The organism is Marinobacter salsuginis, assembly GCF_009617755.1.
Lineage (GTDB): Bacteria > Pseudomonadota > Gammaproteobacteria > Pseudomonadales > Oleiphilaceae > Marinobacter > Marinobacter salsuginis.
This window is the reverse complement of the sequence record NZ_BGZH01000001.1, coordinates 2,003,662-2,028,289: the sequence shown is the minus strand read 5'-3', so window position 1 is coordinate 2,028,289 and position 24,628 is coordinate 2,003,662. Positions and strand designations below refer to the sequence as shown.

Sequence of the window (24,628 nt, the reverse complement as noted above, 5' to 3'; positions counted from 1 at the left end):
CAATAGTCGGTTTGTTTCCTGTCACCGTACTACTTACACTGTTAGATGAAACTTTCGAACCTGAACCCAGGGAGAATGGCAAAGTGAGCAATAAAGAATTGCAGGCACTCAAAGAACGCTACGTTGCGGCGGGCGCGGCAAGTCCCAATGAACAGTTTGCCGACCATGCAACGAATGCGGAATTGTGGGATGCAGACGGCAAACGCATGATCGATTTTGCCGGCGGCATTGGTGTATTGAACATTGGCCATCGCCACCCGAAGGTGGTGGAAGCGGTCAAGGCGCAGCTGGACAAGCTGATGCATACCTGCCAGACGGTCATGCCCTATGAGGGCTATGTGAAGCTGGCTGAAAAACTCAGCGGCGTGGTACCGGTACGCGGCCATGCCAAGGTAATGTTGGCCAACTCCGGTGCGGAAGCCCTGGAAAACGCCATGAAGATTGCCCGTGCGGCAACTGGCAAGACCAACGTAATCTGCTTTGACGGCGGTTATCACGGCCGTACCTTCTACACCATGGCGATGAACGGCAAGGCGGCCCCTTATCAGACAGACTTCGGTCCCATGCCTGGTACCGTCTACCGTGCCCCCTATCCCGTGCCTTATCACGGGGTCAGCGAAGACGAAGCGTTGCGTGGCCTGAAGATGGCCATGAAGGCGGACTCCCCGGCCCACAACACGGCTGCGATCGTCATCGAGCCGGTTCTGGGTGAGGGCGGCTTCTACGCGGCACCGACCAGTTTCCTCAAGGAAATCCGCAAGATCTGCGATGAAAACGACATCCTGATGGTTGTGGATGAAGTCCAGAGCGGCTTTGGCCGGACCGGCAAGATGTTTGCCATCGAGCACAGTGGCGTTGAGCCGGATCTGATGACCATGGCGAAGAGTATGGCCGATGGCATGCCGATATCCGCAATCGTCGGCACCGACAAGTATATGGATGCTTCTGGCCCGAACTCGCTGGGCGGCACCTATACGGGTAGCCCGACAGCCTGTGCCGCAGCACTGGCCGTGTTTGATGTGTTCAAGGAAGAGGATATCCTCAGCAAATCCCAGGCGCTGGGCGAGAAGCTCAAGCAGCGCTTCGGCCAGTGGCAGGAACAGTTTGCCCATGTCGACAACGTCCGAAATCTCGGACCCATGGCAGCGTTCGAACTGGTGGAAAGCAAAGAAAGCCGGACACCGAAGCCGGAACTGGCGGCGGCGGTAACCAAAAAAGCGAAGGAGAAGGGACTGATTCTTCTGAGCTGTGGCATGTACGGCAACACATTGCGCTTCCTGATGCCGGTCACCATCGAAGATGATGTACTGGAAGAAGGGTTGGCAATTGTGGAAGAGAGCCTCAAGGAAGTTGGTGCCTGATCGGCACTGAGCTTCGTGAGGAGTCAGAGAAGCCGGGCACGAGCCCGGCTTTTTTATGTCCGGGGCTGCTTCGGGGTAACCCTGATCACTGGCGTTCAGACCACCGAATGTGACCTCTCACTATACCCTTCCTACCACTACGCCCCTTTTAATCCTTATGAGGATGTTTTGGCCAATTGTTGATCACTGCATGTTGTCTGTTAGCAGGTGAGAAACGTCGACTGACGCTCTCGTGCCTGTTCGATGCACCAAAACAAAGACAATACAGGAGCATGCAATGATTCAATTACCTCGGTTTATCGTCGGCGCCGCTCTTGGCGCGATCATGACCACCCTGCCGATGAAACAGGCCCAGGCAGGGGTGTTTGTCCATCTTTTCGAATGGAAGTGGAGTGATGTTGCCCAGGAGTGTGAGAATTTCCTGGGGCCAAAGGGATTCAGCGCGGTGCAGGTATCGCCCCCTCAGGAACATATCCAGGGTGGCGCCTGGTGGACCCGGTATCAGCCTGTCAGTTATCAGTTAAATAGCCGCAGTGGCGATTCCAGCGCTTTTTCGGATATGATCCAGCGCTGCAACGCCGCCGGGGTTGACGTCTACGCTGATGCGGTCATCAATCATATGGCCAATGGGTCCGGGACCGGGACGGCTGGATCCTACTACGATTCCGGTTCGTTCAGTTTTCCGGTCTACAGTGGTAACGATTTCCATACGCCCTGTGGTATCAATCCCGAGGATTATGGAACCGACGCCTGGCGGGTTCGGAATTGCCAGTTGGTGGGCCTCCCAGACCTGGATACCAATGCGGCCTACGTTCAGAACACCATAGCCGGTTATCTGAATCACCTGACCTCTCTCGGTGTGAAAGGCATCCGGATTGATGCAGCGAAGCATATGGCGCCCGGGGACATCAGCGGGATCCTTTCGAGAGTGAACGAGCCGTTATATGTGTTCCAGGAAGTGATTGACCTTGGCGGGGAAGCGGTGAGTGCTGGGGAATACACCGGCACTTCCGATGTCACCGAGTTCCGGTACAGCTCTTCTATTGGCAATGTGTTTAAAAATCAGAAACTTGCCTACCTGAACAGTTTTGGAGAGAGCTGGGGCTTTCTGGCCGGAGGTAACGCCGTCGTGTTTACCGACAATCATGACAACCAGCGCGGCCATGGTGCCGGTGGCAGTAATGTGGTGACCTACAAAGACGGCAGTCTGTATAACCTCGCCAATGTGTTCATGCTGGCGTGGCCTTACGGCTACCCGAAGGTGATGTCCAGCTATGGGTTTTCCAATGGTGATCAGGGCCCGCCTGCCCAGTCGGTTTATCAGAATGGCAGCGCTGAATGTGGCGGCGCCTGGATATGTGAGCACCGCTGGGATTCCATTGCCAATATGGTGGCGTTTCGTAACATGACTGATGGAACTGGCGTCTCGGGATGGTGGGACAACGGCAACAATCAGATAGCCTTCAACCGTGGCGATAAAGGCTTTGTGGCGATTAACCGGGAAGGGGCCAACCTGGCCCGCACGTTCAGCACTTTCCTGCCCGATGGCAACTATCGGAACGTCGCGGGTGATGGCAGGTGTGTCACTGTCCAGGGTGGGCAGGTTACGCTGGATATTCCGGCAATGCAGGCTGCAGCCCTGCATGTTGGCGCGGATTGCAACGGGGATAGTGGAGACAACAACTCAGGCAACGACAACGCCGGGGATACTGACAAGGTATCGGTTACCTTTCAGTGCGCCAACGGGATAACCAATTGGGGACAGAGCGTCTATATCACTGGGAATAACAGTGACTTAGGTAACTGGTCGCCGGCCAGTGCCCGGAAACTCGATGCCTCCAACTATCCCACCTGGGCCGGCACCTTTGACATACCCGCCGACAGCAGCGTCGAATGGAAGTGTATCAAGCGCAGTGAATCCGATGCTTCGGCGCAACTGGAATGGCAATCCGGAGCAAACAACAGTCTGCAAACCGGCGGTTCTGGGTCGTCCATGACCGCCCAGGGAGGCTTCTGACAGCGGTTACGTCCGAGCTCGGATTCGTCGTATACTGCCGGGAGTTTTCCGGCAGTGCCGTTCGGCCTGCTACAGTTTCACCAACCAGGCTAGAACATGACGTCTCCGAGCTCCGTGAACAGACCGGACCACAAACCAAGACCCTGGGTCGATTTGCTGGTCAGCATTATCATTCCCTCCGTGATCCTGATGAAGTTCAGTGGCGAGGAGCACCTGGGCAACGTCAACGCGCTGCTCATAGGCCTCGCATTCCCTCTGGGCTGGGGCCTGTTTGAACTGATCAAATACCGGAAGAAAAACTTTATTGCAGTACTCGGTCTGGTCAGCGTGGGCTTGACCGGTGGCATTGGTCTGCTGGAACTGGATGCCGGCTGGCTGGCCATCAAGGAGGCCGCGATTCCCGCAATCATTGGCTTGGCGGTACTGGCCTCCACTAAAACCAAGTATCCGCTGGTACGCACGCTATTGTATAACCCCAGTGTTCTGGATGTGGATAAGATCCACAAGACGCTTGAGGAACACGACCGGGTGGAGGAGTTCGAAGCACGTCTTCTGAAAGCCAGCTACTTCTTCGCCGGCACCTTCCTGTTCTCATCGATCATGAACTATGTGCTGGCCAAATGGATTGTTGTCAGCCCATCCGGCACCCAGGCGTTCAATGAGGAGCTCGGCCGGATGACCCTGGTGAGCTATCCCATGATCGCGATTCCTTCGATGATCATGATGATGCTGATTTTCTATTACCTTTGGCGAACCATTCGTCGACTGACCGGTTACACCCTGGAAGAGGTAATGGCGCCGCATCTGGCGGAAAAAGAGAAGGAAAGGAACAAGTCCTCCGAATCCACTACCGGGAAATAGCGCTCCAGACGGTTTTCTTTGAGGCCGGGCATAAAAAAAGCGGCGGAGGTTTAAAGCCTCCGCCGCTTTTTTTCACCTGGAGCGCCTGTTGATCAGATGTCCAGGTTGGTCACTTCCAGTGCGTTGGTCTGGATGAAGTCGCGACGGGGCTCAACATCGTCACCCATAAGGGTCGTAAAGATCTGGTCGGCCGCAATGGCATCTTCGATCGTTACTTTCATCATCCGACGGGTCTCCGGATCCATGGTGGTTTCCCACAGCTGTTCCGGGTTCATCTCGCCCAGCCCTTTGTAGCGCTGGATGTTCAGGCCACGCTGGGCCTCTTTCATCAGCCAGTCCAGGGCGCCTTCAAAGGACAGAACCGGCTGCTTGCGCTCACCACGCTGGATAAAGGCGCCTTCTTCAATCAGACCATCCAGAGTCTCACCCATCCGGGCTATGGCCGCGTACGAGGACGATTCAAAGAACTCATGGCTGAACACATGCTCGTAAGGAATGCCATGAACATAGATCGTGACTTTCGGGAGGAACAGACCCCGTTCAGTATCCTTGGTCACCGAGAAGGTGTACTTGGTCCCGGTGCGAGTGTCCAGATCCAGACCATCACCCAGGCGCGCTACCCAACGTGCCACTTCTGCTTCTTCTTTCAGGTGCTCAGGCTTGAGCGTGACATTCTGAAGCATCTGCTCCAGCACCTTGGCTGGGTAGGCCCGTGACAGGCGACCAATCATGTTCATGACGGCCTGGTAGTCCTTGACCATGGTTTCCAGCGCAGAATCCTTGATGGCCGGAGCCTCGGGGTTCACAAAGAGCTGGGCGCCTTCCAGTGCGGTCTGGGTAAGGTAGGCTTCCTTGGCTTTCTCATCCTTCAGGTATTGCTCCTGCTTGCCACGCTTGACCTTGTACAGCGGTGGCATCGCGATAAAGACGTGGCCACGCTCAATGATCTCGCGCATCTGACGGAACAGGAAGGTCAGCAGCAGGGTCCGGATGTGGGACCCGTCCACGTCCGCATCCGTCATGATAATAATGGAGTGGTAACGCAGCTTGTCCGGATTGAACTCTTCCCGTCCAATGCCGCACCCCAGTGCCGTAATCAGGGTGCCCACTTCCGCAGAAGAGAGCATCTTGTCAAAGCGCGCTTTTTCCACGTTCAGGATCTTACCCTTCAACGGGAGGATGGCCTGGGTTTTACGATCGCGGCCCTGTTTTGCGCTACCACCTGCCGAGTCACCCTCCACAATGTAAAGTTCGGAGAGGGCGGGGTCTTTCTCCTGGCAGTCCGCCAGTTTTCCGGGCAGGCCGGCAATGTCCAGGGCGCCTTTTCGGCGGGTCATGTCCCGCGCTTTCCGGGCGGCTTCACGGGCCCGTGCAGCCTCGATCATCTTGTTAACGATCAGCTTGGCTTCGTTCGGCTGCTCTTGCAGGTACTCCGCAAAGCTCTGGTACAGCTCCTGCTCGACCGCGGTTTTCACCTCGGAAGACACCAGCTTGTCCTTGGTCTGGGAGGAGAACTTCGGATCCGGAACCTTGACGCTGATGATGGCGGTCAGGCCTTCACGGGCATCGTCGCCTGATGTGGCAACTTTTGCTTTCTTGCCCAGACCTTCCTGCTCAATGTAGTTGTTGAGAGAACGGGTCAGGGCGGCGCGGAAACCGGCGAGGTGGGTACCACCGTCCCGCTGGGGAATGTTGTTGGTGAAGCAGTAGATATTCTCCTGGAAGGCGTCATTCCACTGCATGGACACTTCCACCGCAATCCCGTCTTCGCGTTCGCGGTTGAAGTGGAACACCCGGTTGATCGGCGTCTTGTTGGCGTTCAAATGCTCAACAAAGGCTCGCAGGCCACCTTCGTATTCAAAGACTTCTTCCTTGCCAGAGCGTTCGTCGGTCAGACGGATTCGCACACCACTGTTCAGAAAGGCCAGCTCGCGAAGGCGCTTAGCGAGAATGTCGTAATGGAATTCGATGTGGGTAAAGGTTTCCGGCGACGGAATGAAGTGCACCTTGGTGCCGGAGGCATCGGTTTCACCAACCGCCGCAAGAGGCGCGTTGGGAACACCGTGAGTGTAAGTCTGCTCGTAGACCTTGTTGTCGCGACGGATAGTCAGGGTCAGAGTAGAGGACAGTGCGTTCACTACAGAAACACCAACGCCGTGCAGACCACCAGACACTTTGTAGGAGTTATCGTCGAATTTACCACCGGCGTGCAGCACGGTCATGATAACTTCCGCGGCGGAAACGCCTTCCTCTTCGTGCAGATCCACCGGAATTCCACGGCCGTTATCCTTGACCGTCACCGACTCGTCCGGGTGAATAATCACACCGATCTCTGAGCAGTAGCCCGCGAGCGCTTCATCGATGGAGTTATCCACCAACTCAAAGACCATGTGGTGCAGGCCGGTACCATCATCGGTATCCCCGATGTACATGCCTGGCCGCTTTCGCACCGCATCCAGTCCTTTCAAGACTTTGATACTGGAGGAATTGTAGTTCGATTCACTCATTCGGAAACTCCTGAAGCGTGATAGGCCGGGGCTGTCTGATTCGTCGCACCGGTCTTATTCTTCCGTCAATTTGCCATGTTCCACGTGGAACAATCTGTAATCCGGTGCCTTACCGTCGGGCCAGAGCTGCTCCACCTGGGGACGCTCGATAGACGTAATAAACACCTGACAACGTAATGCCTGCAACCTGCTGGCGAGCATGGCCCGATGCCCCTCATCCAGTTCGGCGTTGATGTCGTCCAGCAAAAACGTCACCTGCTTGCCCATGTCACTCAACACCATGCCTTGGGCAATCTTCATCAAAATCACCAGGGTTTTCTGCTGGCCCCGGGAGAAGGTTTCGGCAACAGGCCTGCCCTGAAACTTCAACCGGATGTCCGCCCGGTTCGGACCATACAGCGTGTGTCCAACCTTTCGCTCCTGCTCCCGGTGGTCTGCAAGCAATTCCACCAGTGGACGAGTGACATCCCAGCCCGGGTAGTATTCCAGCTTGAGTCCTTCGGTCCAGGGTACTTCTACTTCCCCAACCAGCTTTTCAAAAGCCGCCTTGAACCGGTCAAAGGTGCCGGAACGAGCCTCGGTAATACGCTCACTCAGGGTAGCGTACTGATGGTCCCAGACCCGCATTAAAGCTTCTTCTAGTCTACCATTTCTCAGCGTTTGATTCCGCTGTGATGTGACTCTCTGGCATTGCTGCCACACAGAACCGAACGAAGGTTCCACGTGGAACACTAACCAATCCAGAAACTGCCGGCGCTTACCCGGCCCGCCCGCAACCACATCAAACACACCAGGGTCTATCACCGATACCGGAAGATGTTTTGCAAGACCGGACAAGCTGCGAACCGCTTCGCCATCCACCCGCAACACCGTTTCCTTCTGCCCCACATCCCGGGCAATTCCAAGCCGATGCACTAGTTCAGAGTCATTCCCCTGGTTGTTTCCCTCGAGACCATGATCCAGACCGCCGAACACCGTGAGTCGCTGCTGGCCATGACTGACCACCGCCTGGTGTCGATTCACTCGAAAGGAGCGCCCCAATCCCAGGTAACCGATCGCTTCCAAAACACTGGTTTTACCGCTGCCGTTTTCTCCATAGAGCAAATTGAAGGAAGGCGAAAAACTGACAGGCGCAGGCGACAGATTGCGGAAATTTTCAGTCTGGAATTTTACAAGCGCCATAGAAAAGCAAACTCGAGGGGGAGGGGAAGGAACCGGAACACGCGTAGAACGAAAAAGGCAGCGTTACCTCCCTTGAGTAACGCTGCCCTAGTGTACAAAAGCCACTCGCTCAAGGCGACAGCCTTAGTGGAGCATATTCAACCGTTCGTCCATAAACACATCCATTTCCGGAGCCAGGATGTGAACGTAGCGATCGAAATACAGGAACTGTTTCAACAACAGGGCGAACTCCCTGGGGAAATGCAGGCCGTGGCTTTCACCGATCTTAACCATGTCCATGAGAATGTGATTAACATCGTCCTCCGCCTGGTCCGCCTCATAGGGCACTTCATCCGGTACCATCTTGTCCATCTGCTGATACAGTCTTCTCAGATCCCCGGCGAGGTCTTCAACCCGAACCGTCTGTCGCGTAATGCCAATACGTATCATGGCATCGGCCATCCCCTCAAAATTGCCGACCATGACCGCCGAAATAAAGTCACTGACAGCCTGCCAGGTGTCCGGTTTGATCCGACCGACAATCCCGAAATCAATAAAACCGACCCGGCCATCCTTCAGAACCATCAAGTTACCCGCATGGACATCCGCGTGGAAAAATTCGCACTGGGTCAGGCTGGCAAACCAGGTGTTCATGGCGGTGATCAGAGTGCGCTCCGGATCGCGGGCGTAGCCGCGAATACTTTCCAGATCCGTCAGGGAAACACCGTGGAAGCGTTCCATGGTCAAAATCCGGCGAGTGCTGCAGTGCTCGAACACCCTCGGCACCGCCGCATCTTCGTTATGAGTGTCGTGCAGGAAATCCCGAAACACCTTCAGGTTGTTAGCTTCCTTGATAAAGTCACACTCTTCCATCATGGTCCGCTGGATTTCCTCCACAATACCGGACATGGAAGTCCAGGACAGTTTCGGCGCCAGGGTTTCAAGAATGCGGGCAGACAGATACAGAAAGTTCAGATCCGTCAGCAGAATGTTCTCCACCCCCGGCTTCTGGACCTTGATCACCACCTCTTCACCTGTCACCAATCGGGCGGCGTGAACCTGGGCAATCGAGGCCGACGCCAGCGCCACCGGATCAATTTCCGCATAAACTTCATCCAGCGGTCGACCCAGTTCCTCCCGGATGATCTTCTTGATCACACCAAAGGGCAGGTTAGGGGTCTTATCGAGACAGTACTGGAATTCCTCCACATACTCCTTGGGGAAAAACGTGGGAGAGCTGGCAATAAACTGACCCAGCTTGATGTAGGTCGCACCCAGTGATTCAAACGTCTGCCTTAACAGCCTCGGCGTGGGAGGCCGATCCCCCCGCAGCCAATTGATCCCGGTGCGCCCGAGTACCGACACAGTCTGGCCAATCCGGAAGGCGCCTTTGATTCCATTCGTTACGGTACCCATCAATCGATTCTCCTCCTATAGCCTCATGGGCATGACGACATAGAGGCAGCGGTTATCATTTTGCGCCTCGATCAACGCACTGCTGTTCGGGTTGGACAGGGTAATCTTTACCTGATCCTCATCCAGCGCGTTCATGACATCCACCAGATAGCCTACATTAAACCCGATCTGGAGTGATTCGCCCTGATAGTCCACCGGCAGCGCGTCTTCGGCCTGTTCCTGGTCGGGGTTGTTGGCAAACACCTGGAGCTCATTGGATGCCAGGTTCAGTCGCACACCCCGGATATTCTCATGCGACAGAATCCCTGCACGCTGGAGGGTATTCTTCAGCGTCGCGCGATCGGCCAGAACTACCTTGTCGCCACCACGGGGAATAACTCGGTTGTAATCGGGGAATTTGCCCTCGATGAGCTTCGACGTGAAGGTATAGGACCCAACCGTCGCCCGTAGATGATTGTCACCAATAACCAGAGTAACCGGTGTTTCCACATCATCAAGCAGACGGGAAAGCTCCAGAACCCCTTTGCGCGGGACAATTACCTGTCGCAACTCCGGGCAATTGGTTGCCAGTTCCAAGTGTGCCATGGCCAGTCGGTGACCGTCGGTGGCCACCGTCCGAACGTGGTCCTTGTCCACTTCCAGCAACAGGCCGTTCAGGTAGTAACGAACATCCTGCTGGGCCATGGCGAAAGCCGTTGCATCCAGCATCCGGCCAAGTTCTTTCTGGGGCAGCTCCAGACGGAAGCTCTCGTCTTCGTCTTCCACATTCGGAAAATGTTCGGCCGGCAGTGTGGATAAGGTGAAATGGCTGGCGCCACAGCGCAGATGCAACCGATCGCCTTCAAGGGACAACTCCATTGGCGCTTCATCACCAAGGGCCCGGGAGATATCGGAGAGCTTGCGGGCCGGTACGGTAATCCGCCCGGGCTGATCCACATGTACCGGTGTTACCCGCGCCACCAGTTCCACTTCCATGTTGGTACCGGTCAAGGTCAGGGTATTGTCCTCGGCCACCAGCAACACGTTGGACAGCACGGGCATGGTCTGTTTCTTTTCCACCACGCCGGCAATACTTTGCAGCGGGGTAAGCAGGGATTCACGGCTGATCGTCAGTTTCATGGCACTCAGCTTTCTTTATGTTGGAAGGGTGAATGTTATTCGCCAACGCCCTGCATCAGGTGGTCAGCAGTCTCATAAAATTCTGATAATCCTCGCGGATGCCCGGATCAGTCTCCTGCAGTTCCACGATTTTCTTGCACGCATGCAACACGGTGGTATGGTCGCGACCGCCAAACGCGTCGCCAATCTCCGGCAGACTGTGATTGGTCAGTTCCTTCGACAGCGCCATGGCCACCTGCCGGGGCCGGGTGACCGTTCGTGTTCGACGCTTGGAGAGCAGATCGGCCACCTTGATCTTGTAGTACTCCGCCACCGTGCGCTGAATATTATCGATGCTCACCTGCTTCTCGTGCAGCGCCAACAGGTCTTTCAGGCTTTCACGGATAAACGGTGGGGTGATTTCCGAACCGGTGAAGTGAGCATTCGCTATCACCAGGCGCAGCGCTCCTTCAAGCTCCCGGACATTGGAACGAATCTTCTGGGCAATAAAGAAAGCCGCTTCGCTGCTAAGCTTCACATTGGCCTGGTCGGCCTTCTTCATCAGAATCGCGACCCGCGTTTCCAGTTCCGGTGGCTCAACCATCACAGTCAGGCCCCAGCCAAACCGGGATTTGAGCCGCTCTTCCATGTCGACAATTTCTTTCGGGAAACGGTCACAGGTCACGATAACCTGCTGCCCCCCCTCCAACAAAGCATTGAAGGTGTGGAAGAATTCTTCCTGGGAGCGCTCCTTACGGGCAAAGAACTGGATATCGTCGATCAACAGGGCATCCACCGACCGGTAGTAGCGCTTGAACTCATTGATCGCATTCAGCTGCAGCGCCTTCACCATGTCTGCCACAAACCGTTCCGAACGGAGATAAGCCACTTTGGCTTTGGGATTTCGACGGACAATTTCATTTCCGATGGCGTGCATCAGGTGTGTTTTACCAAGACCAACACCGCCATACAGAAACAATGGATTGTAGGCACCACCCGGATTCTCGGCCACTTGCATGGAGGCGGCACGTGCCAGTTGGTTGGATTTACCTTCAACGAAGGTTTCGAAAGTAAATCCCTCATTCAGGAAGCTCTGGTGCTTGATATCACCTTCCACCTGGACTGGGCGCCGCTCATTACCGCTTTTCGGCCGAACAGAGGGAGAACCGGCTACGGTGGCAGCCACACCCTTCTCTTCTTCCGTAACCCGGCTGCCAGCTTCTTCGTGGACCTGTCCATTAACAGGCGCCGGTGCTTCCGAGCGTTTGACAGGTTCATCTTCGCGGGGTGCCGACCCCACTTTCATATTGACCCGGGGAGCCTGCCCGCCGTTCAGATCCTTAAGCACCTCTTCGATGCGCCTCAGATACTTTTCATTAACCCAATCCATTACGAAACGGTTGGGCGCGAACAACATCAATTGCCCCTCCCGATGATCGGATTGCAGGGGCCTGAGCCAGGTATTGAACTGTTGTGCGGGAAACTCGTCCCGGAGTACTTCAAGACATTGATGCCACATACTGTTTGGCACGACAGCCTGCTCCCGATAACCCTGAAATGTCTCTGAACGGACAAGGGACTTCCTGTCCAGTGAGATGACCCCGGATTCTAACCCGACCGGCCTGTCAGTGAAAGAGCCAAAGCCGGTTCATGAACAGCCTGTGGAAATTAATCTCCTTAAATTTCAAATTGTTACAAACTTACCTACAACCTTGTGTACAGAAGATATCTTCTTGAGAAGTTACCCACAGCCCTGTGTGTACAGGCCGGGTTTAACCCTGTGAGGAACCCCGGGACGCAAACGGGGATAACTTCAGTGAATCCACCAAACCCGACTTACCCACATTCCGCCCTGCGATCGTCCACAGAACTCAGGCCACCTTATCAATACCCTTATAAACCTTTCAGTGATCTGTTTTTTAATAATTTTTTTGGCTTATCCACAAAAACCCTCGATGCTAATAACAGTAATAATTAATCCTTAAAAGAATTCTAAAAAGACTTACTGAATTTATTACCTGGGCAAGGCGTTGCGGAATTACCAGCATGCGCACAACCCACTAGCAATAAGCATTGAATTCCCACCGGTATTTGCATAGAATGCCGCTCCTGTTTTGGCTGTTCATTTTCCAGCCAGTTACTGAATTTCCAACTTACGAATTGTGAGATCATCACCATGAAAAGAACGTTTCAACCAAGCGTCCTGAAGCGTAAGCGCGTTCACGGTTTCCGTGCCCGTATGGCCACTGCCAACGGTCGCAAGGTTATTTCCCGTCGTCGTGCCAAGGGCCGCGCACGTCTGTCCGCGTAAGCTCTGATTGCCTCATGAAGGCTTTGGATTTCCCGAAATCACATCGTCTCCTGCGACCAGCTGATTACGGCAAAGTCTTCAACGACGTGCAGCTGAAGGTTCCACACCGGAATTTTCTGATCCTGGCAACACCGAACAACCTCGGTCACGCCAGGATCGGTTTGATCTTCTCAAAGAAGAACCTGAAGCTTGCTGTCCAGCGAAACCGGGTTAAACGCCAGGTCAGAGAAAGCTTCCGGCACCAGACGGATCTACCCGGTCTCGACCTGGTAGTTCTGGGACGCCAAGGGCTGGTTTCCCTGGACAACCCGTCGCTGAGGACGTCCATGGACGATCTCTGGCGACGTCTCAAGAAAAAGTACGCTCAATCTCAGCCATCTTTGGCAGCGACATCAGAGACTGCCGGTCGAGGAACGGGTTAATGCGTAAGCTCCTGCTTCTGCCCATCCGCTTCTACCAGTACGCAATCAGTCCACTGATGGCTAGCCACTGCCGCCACTACCCCACCTGCTCACAATACGCCGTTGAAGCCATAACTCACCATGGCGCGCTTAAAGGATTATTTCTCGCAATCCGGCGTCTGTTAAGGTGTCATCCCTGGGCGGAAGGCGGTTATGATCCAGTACCGGGAACCGCAGACCCCCGGAGTCAGAAAGCCGTCGCAAACTGCGTACACGCTGATCATTCCCACACAACAACCCAGACCAGACAGTAACTCTATGGATATTCAACGCATCGTATTATTTGCCGGCCTGGCTATTGTCAGTTATCTGATGGTGCTTGCCTGGAATGAGGACTACCATCAGCAGCCGCAGACGGCTCAAGTCGCTGAATCCCAGCCTTCACAGTCGAACGGCAGCATAGCCGGTTCAGACGATATGGTGCTCCCGGAAGACAATACAGCGCAGGTGGACGGTGATGGCGAATTCACGACTCCGGAAACGGGACAGGCTGTAGTCAGCTCAACGGTAAACAACACCACGGTCAGTGATCAGTTCATCACTGTTCGCACCGATGTGTACGATCTGCAGATTGATCGGGTGAGTGGCAACGTCGTGAAGGCTCAGCTACTCAACTACGACAAGTCGCTTAACAGCAAAGAACCGCTCACACTCCTGAATAATACCCAGAACCGTCTTTACGTTCTGGAAAGCGGCCTGATCGGTCGTGATGGTCCTGACAGCCGTAAGAACGGCTCCGCTCCCGTCTACAGTGCCGAAGCCTCCAGCTATGAGCTGGCTGAAGGTAACAAACAACTTCAGGTTGACCTGACTTACACCACCGATAACGGAGTCAAGATCACCAAGCGCTATCTGTTCGAGCGCAACAGCTATGAGATTGGCGTCAAGTACCTGGTGAACAACCAGTCCAGTGACAATTGGCAGGCCAATTTCACCGGCAAGATCGTCCGTGACCAGTCTCCGGACCCGACCTCCCAGACCAGCATGGGCATCCAGGCATTTCTTGGGCTGGTGATCAGCTCACCTGAAGATCCGTACGAGAAGTTTGATTTCAGCGACCTGCAGGAAACCCAGATCAACCAGTCGGTTACCAACGGTTGGCTGGCATTCCTCCAGCATTACTTCCTGTCTGCCTGGGTACCCGAGCGGGACATCCCGGCCCAGTTCCAGACCACGCGTCGTGGCAACAACTATGTAATGGGGTTTGTCTACCCGGCAACCAGCGTGGCGCCGGGTGAGACCGCCGAGGTTGGCGCCCGCGCCTACGTCGGTCCCAAGATTATTGATCGTCTCGAGAGCCTGGCGCCAAACCTTGACCGTACCGTTGATTTCGGCTGGTTGTTCTTCATCTCACTGCCATTGTTCATCATTCTGGAATGGTTCCATGGTCTGGTTGGCAACTGGGGCGTCGCCATCATTCTGCTGACGGTCCTGGTGAAGGCGGTGTTTTTCCATCTGTCCGCCACCAGTTACAAATCCATGGCCAAGATGCGCGCAGTCGCGCCGCAGCTGACCCGGCTAAAGGAACTGTACGGTGACGACCGACAGCGCATGTCCCAGGAAATGATGGCTCTGTACAAGCGGGAGAAGATCAATCCGCTCGGTGGCTGCTTGCCGATCCTGGTTCAGATGCCGGTCTTCATTTCCCTGTACTGGGTCCTGTTCGAAAGTGTTCAGCTGCGCCATGCGCCGTTCATGCTGTGGATTCAGGATCTGTCGGTGATGGATCCCTACTTCATCCTGCCGATCCTGATGGGTGCCAGCATGTTCCTGCAGATGAGCCTGAACCCGACGCCGCCGGACCCCATGCAGGCCAAGATCATGAAGATGATGCCGTTGATTTTCACAGTATTCTTCCTGTGGTTCCCGGCAGGTCTGGTTCTGTACTGGCTGGTGAACAACATTCTGTCCATTGCCCAGCAGTGGTACATTACCCGCAAGATCGAAACAGAAATGGCCGGCAAGAAGCACTGACCGGTGCCCTAACCGACCCGGCAAAGGCTCCTGTGTGGAGCCTTTGTTGTTTTCAGCCTGTGGAAAAAGCATGAGCCAGAGTTCTGACACCATCGCAGCCATTGCCACCGCGCCGGGACAGGCCGGTGTCGGCATTGTTCGCGTATCCGGACCGAGGGCCCGGGTCATAGCGCAGAAAATGCTTGGGTTTGAGCCAAAACCCCGATACGCCCATTACGGTCCCTTCCACGATGGCCAGGGTGAGCTGATTGATGAGGGTATTGGGCTGTTTTTCCCCAACCCGCACTCCTTCACAGGTGAGGATGTGTTCGAGCTTCAGGGTCACGGCGGTACCGTGATCCTCGATCTTCTGCTGCGGGAAGTGTGCAGCCAGGGGGCAAGACTGGCCCGCCCCGGTGAGTTTTCCGAGCGGGCGTTTCTGAACGACAAACTGGACCTGGCTCAGGCCGAGGCCATTGCCGATCTGATTGAAAGCAGCTCGGAACAGGCCGCCCGCTGTGCCGTTCGCTCCATGCAGGGCGTGTTCTCCAGACAGATAGAGGATCTGGTGGATGCGGTGACCCACTTGCGGATCTACGTTGAAGCGGCGATTGATTTTCCCGAGGAAGAGATTGATTTTCTGGCCGATGGCAAGGTGGCCAGTGATCTTCAGGACCTGCTGGACCGGCTCGAGAAAATCCTCGCGGAAGCCCAGCAGGGCACCATTCTGCGCGATGGTATGAAAGTGGTCATCGCCGGCAGGCCCAATGCCGGCAAATCCAGCCTGCTCAACGCCCTGGCCGGTCGCGAGGCTGCTATCGTCACCGCTATCGAGGGCACAACCCGGGATGTGCTGAGGGAACATATCCACATCGATGGTATGCCACTGCACATCATTGATACTGCAGGCCTGCGTGACAGCCCGGACGAAGTGGAACAGATTGGTATTGCCCGGGCCTGGGATGAAATCCGACAGGCTGATCGTATTCTTCTGATGGTGGATGCCACCACCACCGAGAAAACCAGTCCCCACGAAATTTGGCCGGATTTCATCGACCAGTTGCCGGCCAATGCGCCAGTCACTGTTATTCGCAACAAGGTGGATCTGTCCGGTGAAGCCGTTGGTATCACTGCTGAAGATCACCAGAGCGCCCCGGTTATCCGGTTGGCGGCCAAATCCGCCGAAGGGCTCGAAATCCTGAGGGACCATCTCAAGCAGTGCATGGGTTTTGCCAGCACCACTGAAGGTGGCTTCCTGGCCCGGCGCAGGCACCTGGATGCTTTGGAGCGGGCCCAGGCCCTGCTGATTCAGGGCCAGAGCCAGTTAGAGGGGTTTGGTGCCGGTGAGTTGCTGGCTGAGGATCTACGAGCAGCCCAGGACAGTCTGGGCGAGATCACCGGGCATCTTACGCCCGATGAGCTTTTGGGCAAGATCTTCAGCAGTTTCTGCATCGGGAAATAGGACTAACCGGTTTTCCGGCGTTCGTCGTCTGACACTGGTACCAGTGCTTCGGTGTTACTGCGATTGCCTAAAAAATCCGGCCGTGGTTTGTTGCCGCAGAATGGGGCCTGGAGCTGGTTTTCCACACTGTTATAGACGAAGAACAGATTGCTACGCGGCCAGGGCGACATATTGGCATTCGAGGCGTGGAGTGTGTTGCACTCAAAGATGATCAGCGAGCCGGCGGGACCGGTGGGGGCCTTGATGCCGTATTCGTCTGCCATGGCGGCAAGATCCCGATTGTTGGGAACACCCAGTTCCTGTTTTTTCAGGGATGACTGGTAGTTGTCTTCCGGGGTGCGGCCGACGCAAGGCACAAAGGTCTTGTGGGAACCGGGAATCAGCATCAATGGGCCGTTGAAGGGCGTGTTGTCGGTGAGGGCGATGGAAAAACTCACTGCCCGCATCCGTGGCATGCCGTCTTCGGCGTGCCAGGTTTCAAAATCGGAGTGCCAGTCAAAGCCCTTGCCGTGGAAGCCGGGTTTGAAGTTGATCCGGGATTGGTGGATATAGGCGTCGCTACCCAGAAGCTGGCGTACCATTGCCAGAATTTTCGGATCCCGGGTCAGACGGTCGAAGCGATCGGACAGTTCGTGAATGCCGAATATCGAGCGGATTTCCTGTTTGCCGGGCTCAGTGATGGTGCCCTCTGAGCGAAGGATGCTCTCATCGTCTTCGTAGGCGCGGAGATCCTCACGGAACTGACGAACGGTGTTCTGGTCGAGGAAGCTGTTGAACACAAGAAAGCCGTCGCGTTCATACTGTGCCAGCTCGGTTTCACTCAGTGGTCCATCGGTTCGGTGCGAACCGCTGCTGTGTACCACGGGGTCCTTGCGCTCAAAGCTTTTGGTCGGACGTTCCAGGCGGGTTGGATAAAAGTCGTCAGCACGAGTGTCCATATTCGAACCTCCTTCTTTTATTCACAATTCAAAGGTTTTTCATTTAATTCAGTAAGTTAATGTCTCCGAAGTGGAAATGCACCTGTGAAGTGGGGTCGGGCGGCAGTATTTCAAGGGCAAAAAAATCCCGGGCCTTGCCCGGGAGTAAGAGCTACCGGATGAGTCATCCGGTAAAGGCCAGATCCTCGGCATTCAGTTGCATCAGGTTTTTGCTGGGGCTGAGCATGCTGGCAGCGTGGCTCTGGGCCCGGGGCAGCAAGCGCTCGAAATAGAATTCGGTGGTGCCGAGTTTGGCCTGGTAAAAGCCCGCTGACTCTTCGCCCTCATTGTCGAGTTTATCCACAGCCACGGCAGCCTGGCGCAACCAGATATAGGCCATGGTGACGTAGCCGCTGTACATCAGGAAATCATACGCTGCAGAGCTCACCACATCCCGGTCCTTGCGGGCTGCGAGCATGATCCGGACCGTCAACAGGTTCCACTGGCCGGTCAGCTTGAGCAACTCAAGCGCCCAGGGTCGCAGACGTTTGTCAGTGAGGTGCTTGCGGGCAAAATTGGCAATCTTCAGGGTGAATTCGCGCACCGCGCCGCCCTGGGTCATCAGCAATACCTTCCGACCTAGAAGATCCAGTGCCTGGATACCCGTGGTGCCCTCGTAAAGTGTGGCGATGCGGGTATCCCGGACAATCTGTTCCATGCCATGTTCACGGATGTAACCGTGGCCCCCAAAGACCTGAACCCCCAGATTGGCCGCTTCGCAACCGAGTTCGGTCAGAAACCCTTTCAGGATCGGCGTCAGGAACCCCAGCTTGTCGTCGTATCTGTCCGCCTTTTTATCGTCGCCTTCAGTGAAGCCCTCCACCATGTGATCGGCCAGCCGGGCCGCGTAATACAGCATGGCCCGACCGCCCTCGGCGATGGCTTTCTGGGTCAGGAGCATCCGGCGCACATCGGCATGGTGAATCAGGCTATCGGCCACCTGATCCGGCTCTTTTTTACCCGAGAGTGCCCGCATGGAGCGTCGATCCTTGGCATAGGCCAGCGCCCACTGATAGGACAGTTCCGCTGGCCCGACACCCTGAATGGCAGTGCCGATCCGGGCAGTGTTCATGAAGGTGAACATGCAGTTGAGCCCTTCGTTCTCGGGCCCGATCAAGTAACCGGTGGCCCCGTCGAAATTGAGCACGCAGGTGGCCGAGGCCTTGATGCCCATTTTCTTTTCCAGACTGCCACAGACCACCGCGTTACGTGCACCCAGGCCACCCTGTTCGTCGGGCAGGAACTTGGGCACGATAAACAGGCTGATACCCCGGGTGCCCTTGGGAGCGTCCGGCAGACGAGCGAGGACAATGTGGACAATGTTCTCGGTCAGGTCGTGATCGCCGGAGGAAATGAAAATCTTGGTGCCCGACAGGCGATAGCTGCCGTCGGCCTGTGGTTCGGCCTTGGTTTTCACCTGGCCCAGATCGGTGCCGCACTGGGGTTCGGTCAGGCACATGGTGCCGGCCCAGCGGCCTTCGGTCAGAGGTGCAAGGTAGGTCTGCTTCTGTTCCTCGGAACCGTGCAGGAAAATGGTATTCATGGCGCCGAGGGACAGGCCGGGGTACATGGAGAAGGGCCAGTTGGCGGTGCCCATCATTTCCTGCTTCAGCAATCCCATGGACGCCGGCAGGCCCTGGCCGCCATATTCCTCGGGTGCTGACAGCCCCTGCCAGCCACCCATGGCGTATTGCTGGTAGGCTTCGCGGTAACCGGCGGGCGTGGTGACCTCACCGTTCTCGAGTTTGCAGCCTTCCTCGTCGCCGGAGAGATAGAGTGGGCTCAGTACTTCCTCACAGAATTTTGCGCATTCGCTGAGAATCGCATCCACGATATCCGGTGTGGCGTTTTCACCGCTGGCCAGGGTGGCGTAATGGCCCGGGTAGTCGAACACTTCGTTCAGCAGAAATTTCATGTCGCGCAGGGGCGCCTTGTAAACCGGCATAGCGGAATCCTCTGTCTCTTTCTCGGTATCTCAGGTGGGCAATCTCTGCCCATTACCCGCTGTTTTACGCCAATAGCCGGGCACTGCCATTGACGAAAAGCGCTCAGCGGACTGTCAGAATGGACAATTGGCCGAAATGACGTAGCCAGACTCCGGCCATTCCTGTTGCTGATCGCTAGAGTCGATTGAGACGTATTTAATTGTTTGTAGATCCGCAATAAACCTGTTCGGAGAGTGTAAAAGTCATGCAAAGCCTGTTAACTGAGATATCGAAACGTCTGTCGACACCTATACTCTGGGTACTGGCTTCGGCACTGTTGCTCAGTGGCTGTGCCAGCCCCTCCCTTGAGGACTACGCAGACCGCACGCCCGAGCTGGTTCCTGAAGAGTTTTTCACCGGCGAACTTTCCGCCCGGGGAGTGGTCAAGAATTTCTCCGGTGAGGTGATCCGCACCTTCGATGCGGACATCAGCGCGTCGTGGGACGATGAGGGTGTGGGCACCCTGGATGAGGTGTTCCGCTTCGATGACGGCGAGGTGCAGACGCGGGTCTGGACCCTGACGCCGATCGACGAGGGGTATCATGCTGATGCCGGCGATGTGGTTGAACCAGGAACCATGCGCTGGAGCGGCAACGCCATTCATATGAATTACGTTCTCCGCGTGGCCTACGGTGACGGTACCCTGGATGTGCGGATGGACGACTGGATGTACCTGATTACGCCCGACACGCTGATCAACCAGACCACTATGAGCAAGTGGGGCATCGACGTGGGTGAAGTAGTACTGGTGATCCAGAAAAAAGATCAGACGACTAACTAAAACCCGGAATAGCTGGAAGTCCTATGTGGAAACAGTGGTTGATTGCGTTGGTACTGGTGGCAGTGGCTATCGGCGGTGCCTTTGTGTACCAGAATCTGGATGAGGGTACTGCCGCTCAGAGCGGTGGTGAGCGTCCTGCCAGTGCTGTCAACACGCTTCTTCCGAAGATGGAGATGGTGCGGGATGTGGTCAACGCCGTTGGCAGTCTGAAAGCCCTGAATGCTGTGGAGTTGACCACGGAAGTCAGTGGCCGGGTGGTGGAACTGAATCTGGAAACCGGCCGCCGGGTAGAGCAGGGTGATGTGCTTTTACGACTTGACGATCGCCAGGCCAGGGCGGACCTGCAGGTGATCGAGGCTCAATTGGCGGATGCCCGCCGGCAACTCGAAAGAGCACAGCGGTTGCGTTCCAATAACAGTATTTCCCAGTCCCAGGTGGATGAGCTCAGAACGGCCGTCGATGTGGCGGAGGCGCAGAGACAGTCGGCAAGGGTCCGTCTGGAAAACCACCGCATTGAGGCGCCGTTCACCGGTGTGGTTGGGCTCAGTGATATCAGCGTTGGGGCCTATATCACTGCCGGAACCTCGGTGACCACTCTGGATACCACTGACCGCATGGAACTTGGTTTTTCCATTCCGGAACGTTTTCTGGGGCAGGTAAGTCTTGGACAACAGGTTCGAGGGGTGTCGCCCGCCTATCCGGACCAGGCGTTTTCCGGCCAGTTGGTTGAGCTCGGTTCGCGCGTCAGTGAACTGAGCAGGTCATTGCCCGTGCGGGCATTGATCGATAATCCGGATGGCCTGCTCCGTCCGGGGCAGTTCATGTCTGCGACGCTGACGCTTCGGGAACGGCAAGCACTGGTGATCCCCGAACAGGCGGTGATGATCCGCGGTGACGAACAGTATGTGTTTGTCGCTGAAGACGGTGTCGCCAGGCGTGTTTCGGTCAACCTGGGGTCGCGCATGCCCGGTTTTGTCGAGGTTTCGAAGGGTTTGAGCCAGGACGATCCTGTTATCGTGACCGGTCAGGATCGCCTGAGCAGCGGCGACCGGGTCCGGGTACTTGAAAATGACAAGGCCATCCCCGAGAACCGTTTTATTTCGGCCCGGGAGTCGTAACCGGTGGTCCTTTCTGACGTTTCCATCAAGCGGCCGGTATTCGCAACGGTTCTCAGCCTCCTGATCGTGGTGTTCGGGCTGGCAGCCCTGTTGGGCCTGCCAGTGCGGGAATACCCGGATATCGACCCACCGGTCGTTTCCATATCCACCGATTACACCGGCGCGGCGGCTGAAGTGGTGGATACCCAGATTACCCAGGTGATCGAGGGCGCCATCAGTGGCATCGAGGGTATTCGCTCCATCGAATCCTCCACCGAGCAGGGCGAATCCCGAACCAGCATCGAATTCACCACGGCCCGGGATGTGGATATTGCCGCCAATGATGTCCGTGATGCGGTGTCCCGTGTCGCCAACCAGCTGCCGGATGAGGCCGATCCGCCTGTTGTCCGTAAGGCGGATTCCGATGCCCGCCCGATGATGTGGGTGACCCTGCGCAGTGATGTCTGGGACAGTGCCGAGCTCAGCGACTTTGCTGACCGGGTTCTGGCGGATCGTCTGTCGGTGCTCGACGGTGTTGCCGATGTGCGTATTGGTGGCGAACGGCGCTACGCCATTCGGGTGTGGCTGGATCGTGAGCGGCTTGCGGCCCGGGATATCACCGTGGCGGAAGTTGAACGGGCCCTGCGGGCCAACAACGTGGAGTTGCCGGCCGGATCGGTGGATTCCTCCACCCGCAACTTCACGGTTCGTGCCGAAGGCCGGCTGTCGAATGTGGAAGAGTTCCGCGAGCTGGTGATTCGACGGGATGGCAATGATCTGTTGCGGCTCGGGGAAGTGGCCAATGTCCAGATGGGCGTGGAGTCGGATGTCAGCCGCCTGCGCGCCAACGGCCAGACCGCCATCGGCATGGGGATTATTCGCCAGTCCAAGGCCAACACCGTGGCTGTTTCGGATGCGGTCCGTGCCGAGCTGGAGAAAATCCGCGAAACCCTGCCGCCGGAAGTCACCATCGCGGAAAGCTACGACGAATCCATCTTCATTCGTGCCTCGATCAAGGAAGTGGTCACCACCCTGGCCATCGCGGTGTCCCTGGTTATCCTGGTGATTTTCCTGTTCCTGCGTTCCTGGCGCGCCACCCTGATCCCGGCGGTAACCATTCCGGTGGCGGTGATTGGTGCGTTTATCGGCCTCGGCTTTCTCGGTTTTTCCATTAACGTGTTGACCCTACTGGCGGTGATTCTCGCCATCGGCCTGGTGGTGGACGACGCCATCGTGATGCTGGAAAACATCCAGCGCCGGATTGATGAGGGTGAACCGCCATTGCTGGCCGCCTACCGGGGCGCAAAACAGGTCGCCTTTGCGGTGATTGCCACCACCCTGACCCTGGTGGCGGTGTTTGTGCCCATCTCGTTCATGGGCGGCAATATCGGCCGGCTGTTTGCCGAATTCGGGTTCACCCTGGCTGCGGCGGTGGTGTTTTCCAGTCTTGTTGCCCTGACACTGGCACCGATGCTGTGCTCCAAGTGGCTCAGTCACAGCCCGGAATCGGCAGAGGGGCATCGTCTGTGGGCAGCCAGCGAGAAGGTCCTGAACGGCCTGACCAACGGTTACCGCAGGTTGTTGCAGTTCTCCCTCAGGCAGCCGGGCCTGTTGCTGGGCCTCGGTCTGGTGGGGCTGGTCATTGCGGCCGTGGTCTACCCAAAATTGCCCCAGGAACTGGCGCCGACCGAAGACCGTGCGGTGATTATCATGCCCACCAGCGCGCCCCGGGGCTCAACGGTGGAATACACCGATCACTACGTGCGCCAGGTGGAAGAGTCTTTGTTGCCGTATCTGGATGAGGGCATCGCCAATCGCCTGCTCTCCATCGTCGGGTTCCGCAACGAGGAGGACAATGCGTTCCTGATCATGGGTCTGGTGCCCTGGGAGGAACGGGACATCAAGCAGCAGGAAGTGACCAGCGAAATCCGCAAGAAACTGGCCGATGTGTCTGGCATCCGGACCGTGGCCGTGAATCCGCCGGGTCTGGGCCAACGGGGTTTCAGTCAGGCAGTTGAGTTTGTGGTAGCGGGTCCGGACTATGAATCGGTGCAGGCCTGGAGCGAGGAAATCGTGGAACGGGCCAAGGAAAACCCGAATCTGCAGAACCTGGATACTGACTTCGAGCTGACCCGGCCTGAGCTGCGGGTCAATATCGACCGGGAGCGGGCGGCGGATCTGGATATTACGGTAGAAGACGTCGGCCTTACACTACAGACCATGCTGGCCTCACGGCAGGTAACCACCTACATAGATCGGGGCCGGGAGTATGATGTGATCGTCCAGGCCGAGGAATCCAACCGGGCAACGCCGGAAGATCTGGGCCAGATTTTCCTGCGGCCCCGTGAGGGTGGCAATCTGATCCCCCTGCAGGCATTGGTCTCGGTGCAGGAAATCGGCGCCAACCCGGACCTGCGTCGCATCGACCGCCTGCCTGCCGTGGTCATCAGTGCCTCTCTCGCCGATGGCTATGACCTGGGTTCGGCACTGACTTACCTGAACAATCTGGCTGTGGATAACCTGCCGCCGGAAGCCCGGGTCAGTTACAAGGGCCTGAGCCGGGAATTCCAGGAATCCTCGGCGGCCATCTACGTTACTTTTGCGCTGGCCTTCGTCATCGTGTTCCTGGTGTTGGCGGCCCAGTTCGAAAGCTGGATTCATCCGTTGATCATCATGCTGTCGGTGCCATTGGCGGTGACCGGTGCCCTGTTGGCGCTCTGGTGGACCGGGATCAGTCTCAACATTTACAGCCAGATAGGCATCATCATGTTGTTGGGGTTGATGGCCAAGAACGGAATATTGATCGTGGAGTTCGCCAACCAGCTCAGGGACAAAGGCTATGAGGTGCGGGAGGCCATTATCGAGGGGGCGAGTCTTCGGTTCCGGCCTGTTTTGATGACCACCATCTCAACCATCTTCGGAGCTGTGCCGCTGGTGATTGCCACCGGCGCCGGAGCGGAGAGCCGGGCAGCCATTGGCATGGTGATCCTCGGTGGCCTGATTTTCGCCACCACGCTGACCCTGTTCATCATTCCGGTGCTCTATAACCTGTTGGCGCGGTTTGCCAAATCGTCCAACGCCGTCGAGAAGGAACTGGAACGCCAGGCGTCGGGCCAGGCCGGTGGTACGGGCCTGGCGGCGGCGCCCCAGAAACGCGCGGATGATTTCTGATCAGTTCAG

18 protein-coding genes are annotated in these 24,628 nt (G+C 56.5%); 11 read left to right on the top strand and 7 right to left on the bottom strand.

Annotated features, from left to right (window positions below; all coding sequences use genetic code 11):
* Positions 1–83: 83 nt before the first annotated feature.
* From gabT to GJU83_RS09215, 3 genes are all read left to right on the top strand, one after another.
* Positions 84–1,361 carry a 4-aminobutyrate--2-oxoglutarate transaminase gene (gabT, locus tag GJU83_RS09225; RefSeq protein ID WP_069182415.1) on the top strand — a complete coding sequence of 426 codons (1,278 nt, stop codon included), beginning with the start codon at positions 84–86 and terminating at the stop codon, positions 1,359–1,361.
* Positions 1,362–1,638: 277 nt separating this feature from the next.
* Positions 1,639–3,378 (top strand): carbohydrate-binding module family 20 domain-containing protein, encoded by a 1,740-nt coding sequence (locus GJU83_RS09220; protein ID WP_174805022.1) that lies wholly within the window; start codon positions 1,639–1,641, stop codon positions 3,376–3,378.
* Between the two features lie 96 nt (positions 3,379–3,474).
* Positions 3,475–4,239, top strand: a complete 765-nt coding sequence (locus tag GJU83_RS09215; RefSeq protein ID WP_069182414.1) for a VC0807 family protein — start codon at positions 3,475–3,477, stop codon at positions 4,237–4,239.
* Positions 4,240–4,331: 92 nt separating this feature from the next.
* Here GJU83_RS09215 and gyrB read toward each other — a convergent pair whose 3' ends face one another.
* The 5 genes from gyrB to dnaA all read right to left on the bottom strand — a co-directional run bounded on the left by gyrB (position 4,332) and on the right by dnaA (position 11,952).
* Positions 4,332–6,746, bottom strand: a complete 2,415-nt coding sequence (gene gyrB, locus GJU83_RS09210; RefSeq protein WP_069182413.1) for a DNA topoisomerase (ATP-hydrolyzing) subunit B — start codon at positions 6,744–6,746, stop codon at positions 4,332–4,334.
* A gap of 54 nt (positions 6,747–6,800) precedes the next feature.
* Positions 6,801–7,928 (bottom strand): DNA replication/repair protein RecF, encoded by a 1,128-nt coding sequence (gene recF, locus GJU83_RS09205; protein WP_069182412.1) that lies wholly within the window; start codon positions 7,926–7,928, stop codon positions 6,801–6,803.
* A gap of 123 nt (positions 7,929–8,051) precedes the next feature.
* Positions 8,052–9,323: an ABC1 kinase family protein gene (locus GJU83_RS09200; protein WP_069182411.1), complete on the bottom strand. Its 1,272-nt coding sequence runs from the start codon at positions 9,321–9,323 to the stop codon at positions 8,052–8,054.
* A 15-nt stretch (positions 9,324–9,338) separates the two neighbouring features.
* On the bottom strand, positions 9,339–10,442 hold the full coding sequence (dnaN, locus tag GJU83_RS09195) for a DNA polymerase III subunit beta (protein WP_069182410.1): 1,104 nt from the start codon (positions 10,440–10,442) through the stop codon (positions 9,339–9,341).
* A gap of 55 nt (positions 10,443–10,497) precedes the next feature.
* On the bottom strand, positions 10,498–11,952 hold the full coding sequence (dnaA, locus tag GJU83_RS09190) for a chromosomal replication initiator protein DnaA (protein WP_069182409.1): 1,455 nt from the start codon (positions 11,950–11,952) through the stop codon (positions 10,498–10,500).
* 645 nt (positions 11,953–12,597) lie between these two features.
* Here dnaA and rpmH point away from each other — a divergent pair.
* The 5 genes from rpmH to mnmE all read left to right on the top strand — a co-directional run bounded on the left by rpmH (position 12,598) and on the right by mnmE (position 16,608).
* Positions 12,598–12,732, top strand: coding sequence for a 50S ribosomal protein L34 (rpmH, locus tag GJU83_RS09185; RefSeq protein WP_008172542.1), 135 nt, complete (start codon positions 12,598–12,600; stop codon positions 12,730–12,732).
* A gap of 14 nt (positions 12,733–12,746) precedes the next feature.
* Positions 12,747–13,154, top strand: coding sequence for a ribonuclease P protein component (rnpA, locus tag GJU83_RS09180; protein WP_153634163.1), 408 nt, complete (start codon positions 12,747–12,749; stop codon positions 13,152–13,154).
* Positions 13,154–13,447: a membrane protein insertion efficiency factor YidD gene (gene yidD, locus GJU83_RS09175; RefSeq protein WP_153634162.1), complete on the top strand. Its 294-nt coding sequence runs from the start codon at positions 13,154–13,156 to the stop codon at positions 13,445–13,447. The genes rnpA and yidD overlap by 1 nt, the downstream gene beginning before the upstream one ends.
* Positions 13,448–13,451: 4 nt before the next feature.
* Positions 13,452–15,167: a membrane protein insertase YidC gene (yidC, locus tag GJU83_RS09170; protein WP_153634161.1), complete on the top strand. Its 1,716-nt coding sequence runs from the start codon at positions 13,452–13,454 to the stop codon at positions 15,165–15,167.
* 70 nt (positions 15,168–15,237) lie between these two features.
* Complete coding sequence (gene mnmE / locus GJU83_RS09165) at positions 15,238–16,608, top strand: tRNA uridine-5-carboxymethylaminomethyl(34) synthesis GTPase MnmE (RefSeq protein ID WP_153634160.1); 1,371 nt, start codon at positions 15,238–15,240, stop codon at positions 16,606–16,608.
* 2 nt (positions 16,609–16,610) lie between these two features.
* Here mnmE and thpD read toward each other — a convergent pair whose 3' ends face one another.
* Complete coding sequence (gene thpD / locus GJU83_RS09160) at positions 16,611–17,546, bottom strand: ectoine hydroxylase (RefSeq protein WP_136630219.1); 936 nt, start codon at positions 17,544–17,546, stop codon at positions 16,611–16,613.
* A gap of 163 nt (positions 17,547–17,709) precedes the next feature.
* Complete coding sequence (locus GJU83_RS09155; RefSeq protein WP_153634159.1) at positions 17,710–19,530, bottom strand: acyl-CoA dehydrogenase C-terminal domain-containing protein; 1,821 nt, start codon at positions 19,528–19,530, stop codon at positions 17,710–17,712.
* 245 nt (positions 19,531–19,775) lie between these two features.
* Between GJU83_RS09155 and GJU83_RS09150 the strand changes: the two genes are divergently transcribed.
* Genes GJU83_RS09150 through GJU83_RS09140 form a run of 3 tightly spaced genes read left to right on the top strand, consistent with a single transcriptional unit; the run spans position 19,776 to position 24,619 of the window.
* A complete protein-coding gene (locus GJU83_RS09150) occupies positions 19,776–20,351 on the top strand; it encodes a DUF3833 domain-containing protein (RefSeq protein ID WP_153634158.1) in 576 nt (191 codons plus the stop codon).
* 23 nt (positions 20,352–20,374) lie between these two features.
* On the top strand, positions 20,375–21,469 hold the full coding sequence (locus tag GJU83_RS09145) for an efflux RND transporter periplasmic adaptor subunit (RefSeq protein ID WP_153634157.1): 1,095 nt from the start codon (positions 20,375–20,377) through the stop codon (positions 21,467–21,469).
* A 3-nt stretch (positions 21,470–21,472) separates the two neighbouring features.
* Positions 21,473–24,619: an efflux RND transporter permease subunit gene (locus tag GJU83_RS09140; RefSeq protein ID WP_153634156.1), complete on the top strand. Its 3,147-nt coding sequence runs from the start codon at positions 21,473–21,475 to the stop codon at positions 24,617–24,619.
* The last annotated feature ends 9 nt before the right edge of the window (positions 24,620–24,628 follow it).